This is a genomic window from Pseudomonas cichorii (genome assembly GCF_019719005.1).
GTDB lineage: Bacteria > Pseudomonadota > Gammaproteobacteria > Pseudomonadales > Pseudomonadaceae > Aquipseudomonas > Aquipseudomonas cichorii_E.
In genome coordinates this window covers 34,872-48,221 of the sequence record NZ_JAIGPJ010000007.1, presented here as the reverse complement: position 1 = coordinate 48,221, position 13,350 = coordinate 34,872, and the positions used below count along the sequence as shown (strand labels likewise).

The 13,350-nt window shown below is 60.7% G+C and carries 13 protein-coding genes; 1 reads left to right on the top strand and 12 read right to left on the bottom strand.

Annotated features, from left to right (window positions below):
• The first annotated feature begins 77 nt into the window (after positions 1–77).
• The gene (locus tag K5D32_RS07940; RefSeq protein ID WP_221599730.1) at positions 78–1,226 is read left to right on the top strand and encodes an aldose epimerase family protein; all 1,149 of its coding nucleotides are present in this window, start codon (positions 78–80) and stop codon (positions 1,224–1,226) included.
• Between the two features lie 50 nt (positions 1,227–1,276).
• On the opposite strand, the gene K5D32_RS07935 is transcribed toward K5D32_RS07940, so the two are convergent.
• The 12 genes from K5D32_RS07935 to K5D32_RS07885 form a co-directional block, all read right to left on the bottom strand.
• The gene (locus K5D32_RS07935) at positions 1,277–2,170 is read right to left on the bottom strand and encodes a metal ABC transporter substrate-binding protein (protein WP_221599728.1); all 894 of its coding nucleotides are present in this window, start codon (positions 2,168–2,170) and stop codon (positions 1,277–1,279) included.
• A gap of 12 nt (positions 2,171–2,182) precedes the next feature.
• Positions 2,183–3,052, bottom strand: a complete 870-nt coding sequence (locus tag K5D32_RS07930) for a metal ABC transporter permease (RefSeq protein ID WP_221577626.1) — start codon at positions 3,050–3,052, stop codon at positions 2,183–2,185.
• Positions 3,049–3,798 (bottom strand): zinc ABC transporter ATP-binding protein AztA, encoded by a 750-nt coding sequence (gene aztA, locus K5D32_RS07925; RefSeq protein WP_221594068.1) that lies wholly within the window; start codon positions 3,796–3,798, stop codon positions 3,049–3,051. The genes K5D32_RS07930 and aztA overlap by 4 nt, the downstream gene beginning before the upstream one ends.
• Positions 3,795–3,926 carry a hypothetical protein gene (locus tag K5D32_RS25915; protein ID WP_260407305.1) on the bottom strand — a complete coding sequence of 44 codons (132 nt, stop codon included), beginning with the start codon at positions 3,924–3,926 and terminating at the stop codon, positions 3,795–3,797. Before K5D32_RS25915 ends, aztA begins: the two co-directional genes overlap by 4 nt.
• A gap of 166 nt (positions 3,927–4,092) precedes the next feature.
• A complete protein-coding gene (metC, locus tag K5D32_RS07920; protein WP_221599726.1) occupies positions 4,093–6,852 on the bottom strand; it encodes a cystathionine beta-lyase in 2,760 nt (919 codons plus the stop codon).
• A 42-nt stretch (positions 6,853–6,894) separates the two neighbouring features.
• Positions 6,895–7,488, bottom strand: coding sequence for a cysteine dioxygenase family protein (locus K5D32_RS07915; RefSeq protein WP_221577629.1), 594 nt, complete (start codon positions 7,486–7,488; stop codon positions 6,895–6,897).
• A gap of 30 nt (positions 7,489–7,518) precedes the next feature.
• Positions 7,519–8,355, bottom strand: a complete 837-nt coding sequence (locus K5D32_RS07910; RefSeq protein WP_221599724.1) for an amino acid ABC transporter ATP-binding protein — start codon at positions 8,353–8,355, stop codon at positions 7,519–7,521.
• Positions 8,342–9,130, bottom strand: a complete 789-nt coding sequence (locus tag K5D32_RS07905) for an amino acid ABC transporter permease (protein ID WP_221599722.1) — start codon at positions 9,128–9,130, stop codon at positions 8,342–8,344. Before K5D32_RS07905 ends, K5D32_RS07910 begins: the two co-directional genes overlap by 14 nt.
• Positions 9,120–9,854 (bottom strand): amino acid ABC transporter permease, encoded by a 735-nt coding sequence (locus K5D32_RS07900; protein ID WP_221577632.1) that lies wholly within the window; start codon positions 9,852–9,854, stop codon positions 9,120–9,122. The genes K5D32_RS07905 and K5D32_RS07900 overlap by 11 nt, the downstream gene beginning before the upstream one ends.
• Positions 9,851–11,068, bottom strand: coding sequence for an aminotransferase class I/II-fold pyridoxal phosphate-dependent enzyme (locus K5D32_RS07895; protein ID WP_221599720.1), 1,218 nt, complete (start codon positions 11,066–11,068; stop codon positions 9,851–9,853). Before K5D32_RS07895 ends, K5D32_RS07900 begins: the two co-directional genes overlap by 4 nt.
• The gene (locus tag K5D32_RS07890) at positions 11,065–12,486 is read right to left on the bottom strand and encodes an FAD-binding oxidoreductase (RefSeq protein ID WP_221599717.1); all 1,422 of its coding nucleotides are present in this window, start codon (positions 12,484–12,486) and stop codon (positions 11,065–11,067) included. Before K5D32_RS07890 ends, K5D32_RS07895 begins: the two co-directional genes overlap by 4 nt.
• Positions 12,483–13,322, bottom strand: a complete 840-nt coding sequence (locus K5D32_RS07885) for a transporter substrate-binding domain-containing protein (protein WP_221599715.1) — start codon at positions 13,320–13,322, stop codon at positions 12,483–12,485. The genes K5D32_RS07890 and K5D32_RS07885 overlap by 4 nt, the downstream gene beginning before the upstream one ends.
• Positions 13,323–13,350 lie beyond the last annotated feature (28 nt).

Below are 13,350 nucleotides of genomic sequence, written 5' to 3'. Positions count from 1 at the left end.
GCTGTCTGACAGCAAAACCCAGAGATGCGTTGCGTCACCTTCTCCTTTCACAACAACAATAAAAGTGAGTAGAACAGATGAAAAATCACGCTCTTCTCAGCAGCCTTGGACTGTCACTGATGATCGCCACCCTGACCGCACAAGCCGCCGCACTGTCCAGCGAACATGGCACCTTTGGCAAACTGCCCGATGGCACGCCCATCGAGAAGTACACCCTGCAAAACAGTCACGGCCTGCAGGCCAGCATCATTACCTACGGTGCAACCCTGCAATCGCTCAAGGTTCCGGACAGGAACGGCAAGGTCGAAGACGTCGTTCTGGGCTTCGATGACGTGCAGGGCTATCAGGCCAACGGCACCGTGTATTTCGGCGCAACCATCGGTCGTTTCGGCAACCGACTGGCGGGCGGCACCTTCAAGCTGGACGACAAGACCTACCGCGTCCCGCTCAACGACAAGACCAATGCGCTGCATGGCGGCAATCAGGGTTTCGACAAGCGTATCTGGAAAGCCGAAAGCATCAAGGCCAATGGCTCGGTCGGGGTGAAGCTTAGCTACCTGTCGCCCGATGGCGAGATGGGTTTTCCCGGCGCGTTGCTGACAGAAGTCACCTATAGCCTCAACGACCAGAACGAGCTGAAGATCGACTACCGCGCCACCACCGACAAACCCACGGTGCTGAACCTGACCAACCACAGCTATTTCAATCTGGCGGGCGCTGGCAACGGCGATATTCTCCAGCAGGTGGCGACCCTCCACGCCTCCCGTTACACGCCGGTCAACGACAAGCTGATCCCTACCGGCGAACTGGCCCCGGTGGCGGGTACGCCCATGGACTTCCTCAAGCCAACGGCCATCGGCAAGAACATCAAGGCCGACCATCAACAGCTCAAGTACGCTGAGCCCAAACAAGGCGGCTTTGATTTCAACTGGGTGCTGGACACCAAGGGCGATGTCAGCAAGCTTGCGGCAGAAGTCAGCGACCCGCAGTCAGGCCGTCACCTGCAACTGTTCACCACCGAACCCGGCGTACAGTTGTATACCGGCAATTTCCTGGATGGCAGCATTCATGGCAAGGCAGGCAAGGTCTATCCGCATTGGGGTGCCTTCACCCTGGAAACCCAGCACTACCCCGACGCCCCCAACCAGCCCGCCTTCCCCAGCACCCGACTGGACCCAGGCAAGGCTTATACCCAGACCACCATCTTCAAGTTTCTGAATCATTGAAATCATCTGTGTAGGAGCGAATTTATTCGCGAATGAATTCGCTCCTACGCTCACTTGCCCTTCATCGCCGCCGTCAGCTTGTCGACGTTGTAGCGGAACATCTGCACATAGCTGGCCGCAGGGCCATCCGCTGGTGACAGGGCTTCGACGTACAGCTCACCACCCGGTTGTGCTCCGCTGGCATCGGCGATCTGCTTGACCAGCCGCGGATCACCGGAGTTTTCGAAGAAGTAGGCCGTCACGTGCTCGCTCTTGATCTGGCGGATCAGTTTTGCGACATCTGCCGCCGACGCTTCCGATTCGGTAGAGAACCCCAAGGGCGACAGGAAGGTCACGCCATAGGCGTCACCGAAATAACCGAACGCATCGTGGGACGTGAGGATCTTGCGTTTCGACTCGGGCACCGACTGGACCTGATCCCGGGCATAGATGTCCAGCTCCTGCAATTGCACGATGTAGCGTTGACCATTGGCCTCGTAGACGCTGGCCCCTTCAGGGTCGGCTTTCTTGAGCGCGGCGATGATATTGCGCACATAGATCACCCCGTTGGCGGCGCTGTTCCAGGCATGGGGATCGGTGATGAGTTTGCCGTCTTCCTGCATGTAGCGGGTCTTGATGCCATCGGACACTACGACCGGCTGGCCTTTATAGCCAGACGCCTTGATCAGGCGGTCCATCCAGCCTTCCAGATGCAGACCGCTGACGAACGTCAGGTCAGCGCCTTTCAGGGCCTGGGCATCACTCGGGGTCGGTTCGTAGACATGGGGGTCACCATTGGGTCCGATCAGCGACGTCACATGAACCCGCTCGCCGCCGACGTTGCTGACCATATCGGCAATCACCGTGAACGAAGCCACCGCCTCAAGAGGCTTGGCCTGGGCAAGACTTGCAAACGCCGACAGCGCAAGCGCCGCCATCGTGCTCAACATCATCAATCGTTTCATGACATGCCCTTTTCAGTTGGCCAGGTGAGGTTTGGGAAACAGCCGACGCAAGATGCCCGTGCGACCGAACAGCAGGGAAAAACCATAAAAGACACTGGCGGTCAGGACGATGGCCGGCCCGGACGCCACACCCAGGTGATAGGACACGATCAGGCCGATCAGCCCCGAAACGGTGGCCAATACCGTCGAGATCAGCATCAGGGCACTCAATGACGTTGCCCAGAACCGCGCCGCCGTGGCCGGCAGCATCATCATGCCCACCGCCATCAGGGTCCCGAGGGCCTGAAAGCCCGCCACCAGGTTCAGCACGACCAGCAGCAGAAACAGCACGTGGTACAGCGAGCCCATGCCGCCAACGGCGCGCAGGAATCCCGGATCGAAACATTCAAGCACCAGCGGGCGATAGATCACGGCCAGCAGGATAAGGGTGAATGACGCAATGCCGCCGACCATATAGATGGCGCTGTTATCGATGGCCAGGATGGTGCCGAACAGCACATGCAGCAGATCGACACTGGAGCCGTGCATGGAGACGATCAATACCCCGGCGGCCAGTGACGTCAGGTAGAAACTGGCGAAGCTGGCGTCTTCGCGCAAGGCAGTCAGGCGGCTGACCAGCCCCGACAGCAAGGCCACCGCCAGCCCGGCGATCAAGCCGCCAATGCCCATGGCCGGCAGCGACAGGCCTGCCACCATAAAGCCAAGGGCTGCGCCTGGCAGCACCGCATGGCTCATGGCATCGCCCACCAGACTCATGCGCCGCAGCATCAGCAATACGCCTACAGGTCCCGAGCCGACGCCCAACGCGAGACAGGCCACCAAGGCCCGGCGCATGAAACCGAATTCCACAAAAGGCTCGACCAGCGTGGCATAGAGCATCATGAGCGCTCACCCTCGCTGTCGCAGACCTGGGCATCGGCACTCCAGAACTCGGCCATATTGCGGGCACGGCGCAGATTGGCATCGCTCAATACGTCGGCTGTCGCTCCCCAGGCAATGGTTTCCCGGGCCATCAACAGGGTTTGCGGAAAGTGCTGACGGACCTGATCGATGTCATGCAGCACCGCGATGACCGTACGCCCCTGACCATGCCAGACCCGAACCAGCTCCAGCAGATCGCGGGTGGTGCGAGCATCGATGGCCGTGAAGGGTTCATCCAGCAAAATCACCGAGGCGTCCTGCAATAACAGCCGTGCGAACAGTACTCGCTGAAACTGCCCGGATGACAGAGAGCCGATGCTGCGCGCCTCAAAGCCCTCAAGCCCCACGGTTTTCAGCGCATCCTGAGTGAGTCGGGCGTGATTGCGAGTCAGGCCGCGAAACGGGCCGATGCTGTGCCACGCGCCCATGGCCACGGTATCGGCCACGCTCAAGGGAAAACTGCGATCGATCTCCGCCGCCTGTGGCAGATAACCCAAGGTGCGGGTCGCCAACCGGCCACGATCCACACGTCCCGCCGCTGGTTTCATGGTCCCGGCAATGGTCTTGATCAGCGTGGACTTGCCCGCGCCATTGGGACCGACGATGGCAGTCAGGCTGCCCGCCTCGAAACGACCACTGATGTGATGCACCGCCGGACGACGTTCGTAGGCGACGGTCAGATTGTCCAGAGCAATGGCCGCACTCATGGAATGGCCACCGACCAGGCGATGGCCAGCCATAACAGCAACAAAATGCCGAGAGCCAGCAGGATCCGCTTCAAGGCCGATTGAGCCAGAACGGAACCTGCAACAGAGGGAACGCGGGGAGCTTTCACGAGTGGGGTAGCCTGCAACGGTTTGTTACAGTATTACACGGCCATTCGTGATTTTGTTATGAAATAACGTTTAGGTGGGCTGCAAGCTGCAAGCTGCAAGCTGCAAGCTGCAAGCTTTTGACTTGCGGCTTTTAACTTGAGGCTTACAGCTTGAAACTTGCAGCTCTCATCCCCCCTCAAACCCCTTTTGCAAATCTTCTATCAACTCCCCCACATCCTCCAGCCCGATATGCAGGCGCAGCACCGGGTTGAGCAACTTGTCGGCCTCATTGTCGCGATCGCTGACAGTGGCCACGGTGATCAGGCTTTCGTAACCGCCCCATGAAGCGCCGAGCCCGAACAGTTGCAAGGCACCGATAAAACGCTCCAGCTGGCCGGGGTCCGAAGACTCGAACTCGAAGGACAGCAAGCCGTTGCTGCCGGTGAAGTCGCGCTTCCACAGGGCGTGGCCGGGGTGGTCCGGCAAGGCTGGATGGAAAACCCGACGGACTTGCGGTTGTTCGTTCAGCCAGTGGGCGACTTCAAGGGCCTGGCGTTCGTGGGTTTCCATGCGTGAGGCCAGGGTGCGGGCACCGCGCAGGACCAGATAGGCGTCATCGGGGCTGACCGCATTGCCGAAGGTGTCGCTCATTCTTCCCAGCGGCTGCCAGACTTCTTCACGGGTGCAGACGCTGCCCATCACCACATCGCTATGACCGCACAGGTACTTGGTCAGGGCCATGATGGAAATGTCCGCACCCAGCTCCAGTGGCCGATAGAGGTAGGCCGAGCCCCAGGTGTTGTCCACCGCCAGCAGAATATTCCGTGGTTTGCACAGCGCGGCAATGGCCGGCAAGTCACAGAGTTCGTAGAGCAACGAGCCCGGCACTTCGGTGTAGACCATGCGGGTATTGGCCTGCAACTGCGCTTCCAGCCCTTGCCCGTCAGCCCTGAAATAGCTGACCTGAATGCCGAATGGCTCAAGAAAATCCCGCGCCACACGCCTTACCGGCGAATACACGGCATCGGTTATCAGCACATGATCGCCGGGGCGCAGATAGGCCAGGAACGTCTGAGCCACTGCCGCAAGGCCGGTGCTGAACAAGCGAGTGCGATAGCCGCCCTCCAGTTCTGTCACCAGGTCTTCCAGCGCAAAACCCGTCGGATTACCCCGCGCACCATAGCTCAACAGGCGCTCGGTATCGCGACGCTTGCGGATATCGCGCATCTGCCCGAGGCTGTCGAACAGCACCGTACTCATGCGCGAAACCGGTACATTCACCCCGCGCACGCCACTGCCCTTGGCCGTACGCGCGGCATGGATCAGCCGGGTCTTGACCAAGGTGTTCTGTGACGGGCGCTCAGGCTTTTTTGCGGATAAAGGCTTGAGGCTGGCGATTTCCTGCTCGGTCATCTGGCCCAACAGACCGATTTCCCAAGCCAGATACTGGCGGGCAGCGTCCTTGTTGCCGGAATGACGGTCATGGGTGAAGAACAGAAAGTCGATGCACTGCTCGTCCGCCAGGCTGGCGCTGTCTTCGCGCAACGGCAGCCCGGCGGTTTGCCAGGCCTTGATCCCGCCGTCCAGCACACGCACCTGCTGACGCTGCGCCTGTGGCAGTTCTTCTACCGCCAGTTGCGCCAGGGCAGGATCATCGGCAATCAGCACCAGAGGCCGAGACTCATCAGCGACGGCAGCCGCCAGCAGCGGACGAATCGACCAGCGCGAACCTTCAATATGGCCTTTGCGAAAGCTTGTGCTCGGACGCAGATCGATAAGCGCTACGGCATTGTCTTTCAAGGCGTCGGCGAGCAGTTGCACGCTGATACCCGGCAGGTTCGGCTGAACATCCTCGCCCGCGACAGGCAGCGACAAACCACTGTTCACACCATCAGCCAGTACATAGGCATCGTGCCCCAGTTGCCTGAGCCAGCTGGCGACAATCGGGGCGCGAATGCCTTCGTCGTCCACCAGCACCAGCCGCGCCTGACGCACGCCGACATATAAATCCGTCGCCTGAATCAACTGACCGCCCGGTGTATGTTGCGCGCCAGCCAATGTGCCTGCCGCAAATTCCTCGGCGGTTCGTACATCGCACAGGAACAGGCTGCGTTTGCTATCAGCGGCCCAGCCTTTAACCTGCTCGGCGCTGACCGTCTTTACCCCTGCCCGCTCGGCTAGCGCTTGGGCAGCATCGCGTTGCCGGGCCAGCGACTCGGGCGATACAGCATCCGGGTAGCGTCGGGTGCTGCCGTGTTCCAGTTGCAGATCGGCCAGATACCAGCCCTGTGTTCCGTTTTCCAGGGCATAGACCGGGTTCTTGACTCCCAGGTCGATCAGCGTCTGCGCGCCGATAATGCTGCGTGTACGTCCGGCGCAGTTGACGATGATCGGCGTGTGGTCGTGGCTGACCAGTTCCGGCAGCCGATAACCCAATTCGCCATTAGGGCAGCACACGGAGCCGGGAATGGTCATCTTGCGGTATTCGTCGAACGGCCTGCCGTCCAGCACCACCAGCGACTCGCCCTGCGCCTGACGCCGGGCCAGTTCGGTGGCGCTGATATGCGGCGTATGGCGCGCCTCTTCCACCAGTTCCCCAAACGCCTTGGACGGCACATGCACGCCTGCGAACAGTTGCAGACCTGCGGCCTGCCAGCCATCGGCGCCCCCTTCAAGAACATGCACATTGCGATAGCCCAGCGCTTCCAGCCGCAAAGCAGCCCGCGAAGCGATATCGCCGCCATTCTGGTCGTAGATCACCAGCCGCACGCCGGGGTTGGGAGCCAGACGGCGAATATCCAGCTCCAGTCGGCTATAGGGCAGCGTGACGCCATGGAACAGATGGGCTTCGCCGTACTGGCCATGTTCGCGCAGGTCGAACAAGGCAATTTCCTGCCCGTCGAACAGCCATTGTTGTAGTTGGGCCGCGGTGGTGGTCTGGCTCATGGGGTGGCTCATAAAAGTGAAAGGGGAAACCTGTGCCGGCAATCAATAGGCCTGAATCGACGGTGCCATCTGCGAGGCGTTGTAGTTCAGGACGCGGCCTTCTTCGTTGACACCGAAACGCCCATTGAGCGATTCCAGCGGGCGGCCATACAGGTGGAAGTGCAAGGTCGGCTCTTCGCCCGTGACCTTGATGCCATGCAGGTCTTCGCCCAGGAAACCGATGGGTGTGCCTGGCTGGACGATGACTTCCTTTTCCAGCTCCAGACGAGCGAACGCCGGGTCGCTGCCATCGTCGGTACGCGCCCAGACGTAGTTGATCTCCTGGCCTTGCACGGCAACGATCACCGCCCAGGTTTCATGGTTGTGAGGCAAGGTGCTTTTGCCCGGCAGCAGCGAGTTCATGTACAGGGTCGGGGTCTCGCCATCGTCGTTCAGGCGATAGCGGAAAGCAGTCTCGCCCTGCCCCGGCACCGGTGAAGGAAACGCGGCAAAGTTGAACAGGTCATGGCGCTTGGCCAAGTCTTCCAGCAGCGCGATGATTTCCTTCAATGCCTCGCGATCTACGCCGCGCTGGTTGATCTCGCGGATCTGCTGCAGAAAGCTTTCAATCACTTGGGTTCGGTTTGCGTTGCTCATCAGGTAGCTCCCGGTGGTGTTCAATTTTAGTTATACGGACAGGCTGTAACGGCTGATATTGCTCAGGGCAAATGGGTCGGCGGACACCGGCGGACGACGTCCGGAATCACCCAGGGCGTGGCGCAGGAACTCACGGGTTCGCTCGCTGTTCGGGCGCTGGAATATCTGCTCGGCGCTGCCGTGCTCGACGATCAGGCCGTTCTCGGTGAAATACACTACGTCGCTGATTTCTTCGGCGAAGCGCATTTCATGGGTCACCAGCACACAGGTCATGCCCTCTTCGGTCAGTTCGCGGATCACGGTCAGCACTTCACCGACGGTTTCCGGGTCCAGGGCCGAGGTCACTTCGTCGAACAGGATCAGTTCCGGGCGCATGGTCAGGGCGCGGGCAATCGCCACCCGCTGTTGCTGGCCACCGGACAATTGCCCAGGATAAGCATCGGCCTTGTGCTCCATACGCACCTTGGCCAACAAGGCCCGCGCCTGCTTCTCGGCTTCGGCGCGCTCGATCCCCAGCACCTTGCGCGGGGCGATCACCAGGTTTTCCAGCACCGACAGATGCGGGAACAGGTTGTACTGCTGGAACACAAAACCCACGCGCTTGCGCAGTTCGATTCGTTCGGCTTCGCGGGTCAGGCCATGAACCTCGGTATTACCCACACGAATGGTGCCGCGCTGGGTCTGCAACAACCCGGTGATGCAGCGCAGAATGGTCGACTTGCCCGAACCGGACGGGCCGATGATCGATACCGCCTGGCCGCGCTGCACATCCAGATCAATGCCCTTGAGCACCAGGTTGCTGCCAAATGACAGGTGCAGGTCGCGCAGGCTGACCAGAGGCTCGGCGCCAGAATCAATAGAAGGCATAACGTCGCTCCAGGCGTTGGGTCAGACGGGAAATCGGGTAGCAATAGGCAAAGAACAGCACCAGCAGGCTGCAATAGATGATCACGGTGAAACCGGTCTGGTTGACGGTGTTGCTGGCAATCTGCGCGGTGTCGATCACGTCATGCACACCCACCAGCGAAGCCAGTGCCGTGCCCATGGTGATGACCGCATACAGATTCATCCACGGCGGCAGCATGCGTTTGAAGCACTGCGGCAGGATGATCGAGGTGAAAATCTGCCCGCGGGTGAACGCCAGCGAACGTGCAGCTTCCCATTGGGTGCTGGGGATCGACGCCACGGCGCCACGGAAGATTTCCGCGACATTGGCGCTGGCTGGCAATGCCAGGCCGATGGTGACCTTCACCCAGTCGGGAAACGAGATATAAGTGCTGCCGATCTTGATCTCGAACGGGAACACATAAGTGGTGAAATAGATCAGCACCAGCCAGGGCGCATTGCGAAAGATCTGTATCCAGATCCGCGCAGGCAGGCGCAGCAGCCAGAAAGGCGACATGCCCAGCGCCCCGACCAGTAATCCGAACACTGTGCCCAGACCAATGGCGACCAGACTGATCAGGATGTTCTGACCAAACCCCACCGCCAGCGCTGGCGACCACTGCATCAATGCCAGGAACACCGGGCTGTTCGGCGCACCGAAAATCAGCCAGGCGACCGCCAGAGCAACCAGTGTCAGTGCCAGAAAATGGCGACGCGGCCACGCGACAGGCGTGACAACCGATGAATCAATGGCCATAGCCAGGCATCCTCAGGCGTGATTCCAGGGCACGCCCTGCACAATTGACGATAAAACTGAGCAAGCCGAAGAAGCTCAGAATCAGGATCATCAGTTCCAGCACGTTATCGCTCTGGGTCCAGATCATGATCGCCGCATAAGTGATATCCCCCACCGCGATGGCCGAAGCGACAGCAGTCATCTTCACCAGATCGATCAGGTTATTGATCAGCGACGGCAGGGCAAAACGCACGGCCAGTGGCAACTGCACATTCCACAGCAACTGGCGGCTGTTGAAGGCCAGAGAGCTGGCGGCTTCCAGAGTCACGGAAGGCACCGCTTCGATACCGGCCCTCAAGGCTTCGGCATGGAAAGCCCCCTTGTGCAGGGAAATCACAATCACCACCCAGGCAAAAGGCGTCAGCGGGTTGGCCGTGCCGATGGCCTGGGTCAGCAGCATGTTCAACACCAGAAAGGCGCAATACAGCTGCACCAGTGTCGGCGTGTTGCGGGTGACTTCGATAAATACCCTGGCAGGCGAACGCAGCCAGGGCTTGCCCGAGGTGAGCATGGCGGCCAGCGCGACACCCACCAGCAAACTGCCAATGATGGTCAGCAGGCACAGCAGCAAGGTGGTCAGCGCTCCGTCCACCATCGTGCCACGCTGATAGGCATCCAGCAGAAAGGCGTAGTTCAGGCCAAACCCGGCCGTCCACTGCACGAAAGATTCCAGCCAGTGATTCATGAAATGTCTCCCGCGCTCAACTGCCGGCAAGCACGGGCAATCCGCTGCCCGGCTTCGATCACGGTTTCCGTGGCCGTGGCAATCGACAGGCGAAACCACGGCGACAAACCATAAGCACTGCCCGCGACACCCGCCACACCGGACTCCAGCAGCCAGGCGACCACATCGGCATCGTTTTCCAGTTGCAGGCCGTCCGGTCGATAGCGACCCAGCAGCCCGGCGCAACGCACAAAGACAAAGAAGCCGCCCTGCGGCACCAGCACTTCAAGGCCATCGACGGCACTCAGGGTTTCAACCAGCAAGTCCCGGCGCTGGTGATACGCCGCAACCTGCTCCGGCAGAAACGACAGCCCGCCCTCGAACGCAGCCAGCGCTGCGGCCTGCCCTACCGATGACGCGCCGGAGGTCGATTGCGATTGCACAACCGTCATGGCCGTGGTGAGTTCTTGCGGCCCGGCACCGAAACCGACGCGCCAGCCGGTCATGGCGTAAGTCTTGGACACGCCGCCCACCAGCAGGCAGCGCGGCTGCAAGTCCGGCGCGACATTGAGCAGGCTCTGGGCCGGTTGTCCGTCGAAACGAATGTGTTCGTATAACTCGTCCAGCAACACCAGCACCTGCGGATGACGACGCAACACCTCAGCCAGCGCCAACAGCTCTGCTTCGCTATACACCGCACCGCTTGGGTTGCCCGGCCCATTGAGAATCAGCCAGCGGGTGCGCTCGCCGATATGACGCTCCAGTTGCCCGGGTGTCAGCTTGCAGCCCTGCTCCAGGCCGCACTCGATGAACACCGGCTCGCCGCCATTGAAGCGCACGCTGTCCGGAAATGACGGCCAGTACGGCACTGGCACCAGGACTTCGTCGCCGTCATCCAGGGTCGCGGCGAAGGCATTGAAAATGATCTGCTTGGCACCGTTGGCGATCACGATGGAAGCCAGCGGGTAGTCCAAAGCGTTTTCGCGCTGCAACTTGCCCTGCACCGCTTCGCGCAAGGCCCGCACACCGGGGGTCGGCGTGTATTTGGTCGCGCCAGCGGCAATGGCCTTGAAGGCGGCCTGCTTGATGTGTTCCGGGGTGTCGAAATCCGGCTCGCCGGTGGTCAGGTCGAGAATATCCACCCCGGCATCGCGCAAGGCAGTAGCCCGGGATTTGGCGGCGGCGTTGGCCGACAGCGAGACGCGCTGTACGCGCTTTGACAAGCCGATGCTCATGCTCGGGCCTCCAGTACCTTGCCCGGATTGAGCAGGTTGTTCGGGTCCAGTGCCAGCTTGATGCGGCGCATCAAATCCAGTTCCACGGGGCTTTTGTAACGGGACAGCATGTCCAGCTTGCGCTGGCCGATGCCGTGTTCGGCGCTGATCGAGCCGCCATGGGCGTGGGCACTGTCGTGAACCCATTCGCTCAGTTCGGCGTAACGGGCCATATGCGCCTCGACAGTGGAGTCCAGCGGGTGTGCGACGTTGTAATGCAGGTTGCCGTCGCCCAGGTGGCCAAAGGTGAAATTGCGTACACCGGGAAAGTGCTCTTGCAACAAGGCATCGGTGTGGGCCACGAATTCAACGACACGGGAAATCGGCACCGAGATATCGTGCTTCATGTTGCGTCCGGCACGCCGCTGGGCATCACTCATGTTTTCGCGCAACTGCCACAGCGCCTGACTCTGGGCCAGACTTTCGGCAATCAGGGCATCGGCCAGCAGGTCGACTTCAAATGCATCGCTCAGCACTTCTTCAAAATTCTGCCGCGCATGGTTTTCACTGTGGTTGTCGGACAGTTCCAGCAAGGCGAACCAGGGGTAAGCGGAACCGCCAAAGGGTTGTGGCCCCTGGGGAAACTGCTCGTGCAGCAGGGTGAGGCAATCGGCCGAAAGCAGCTCGAAAGCCGTCAGGCTTGCCCCGAATCCGGCACGGGCGTGGGACAGGAAACGCACAGCCTGAGCCAGCGACTCAAACGCCAGAAATGCCGTGAGTTGCGCCTTGGGCAGCGGGAACAATTTCAAGGTCGCGGCGGTGATAATGCCCAACGTACCTTCGCTGCCGATGAACAGGTCCCGCAAGTCATAACCGGTATTGTCCTTGCGCAGGCCGCGCAGCCCTTCCCAGATTTCGCCCTGGGCCGTGACCACTTCCAGCCCCAGCGTCAGTTCGCGGGTATTGCCATAACGCAGCACGGCGTTGCCACCGGCATTGGTGCCCAGATTGCCACCGATGGTGCAACTGCCTTGCGCACCCAGGCTCAGCGGGAACAGGCGGTCGGCCTTGCGCGCGATGTCTTGCAGGTTTTGCAGGATGCAACCGGCCTCGACGGTGAGGGTGTCGTTGTCGGTATCGATCTCACGCACGCGATTCATGCGTTCCAGCAGCAACAGAACCGCCTTGCCGCTGGCATCCGGCGTTGCAGCGCCCATCAGGCCGGTGTTACCGCCCTGCACCACCACCGGTGCAGCATGGGCGGCACACAAGCGCACCACTGCGGCGACCTGTCCGGTATCCGCCGGGCGCACCACCGCAGCCACTTGCCCGACATAGCGGCCCTGCTTGTCGGTCAGGCGCTCACTGGCCTGTTCGCCAGTCTGCACATGATGCTCGCCCAGCAGTTGCTGCAATGCCTGGAACAGCCCTTCACTCATGGTGTGGCAGCCAGCGGCGCGGCGTTGCGATACTGCTCATGCAGATCATGCAAGGCCTGGGAAGGCGCCATGCCGGTGCGGTTACCCAGTTCGATCAGCCAGCCGCTGCGATGCCAGTCACGAACAATGGCGTCCAAACGAGCCTGAATGTCCCTCTCGCCCTTGCGCACCCAGATCACCGATTTGGACGGAATCAGATCCGTGACCAGGGGAATCTCGAAACCGGACCATTCCGGTTCGCCAAGCAGGGTGTGCATGGTCGGGCTCACATGCACCGCGGCTACACAGCCATTGCCTCGTAGCGACAGCAGCGATTCGGACTGACTGCGGAACGCCTTGATCTGCGCGCCGTAGACTTCCTGCAACGGTTTGATGAAATTGCTGCCTTGAGACACGCACACCGGCTTGTCCTTGAGGTCTTCCCATTTGCTGATGCCTGCGCCCTTGCGGATCAGCGCCGCGCCGCCGACTTCCTCGTAAGGCGTGGGCACGTAATCGAGAATCTGCGCACGCTCTTCAGTCAGTTGCATGTTGGCGATCAACAGATCGACCTTGCCTTGCTGCAAGAACTGCACGCGATTGGGAGCCAGCACCGAGACGGTTTCCAGTTCCACGTTCAGGCGCTTGGCGATTTCCCTGGACAACTCGACGTTGTAGCCCAGATGTTCGCCCGTCTTGGGATCGATGGTGCCGAACGGAGGACCACTGAGGATCACACCGATGCTGATCTTGTGGCGTTCCTGAATCTTGTCCAGGGTCGCGTCGGCACTGGCCAGCCCGGCGCACAGCACCAGCCCCAGCGCGGTCAACGTCTTGGCTGTAAAAAATCTGCTCATGGGAGCCTTCCTTGAATGGCCGACGCTA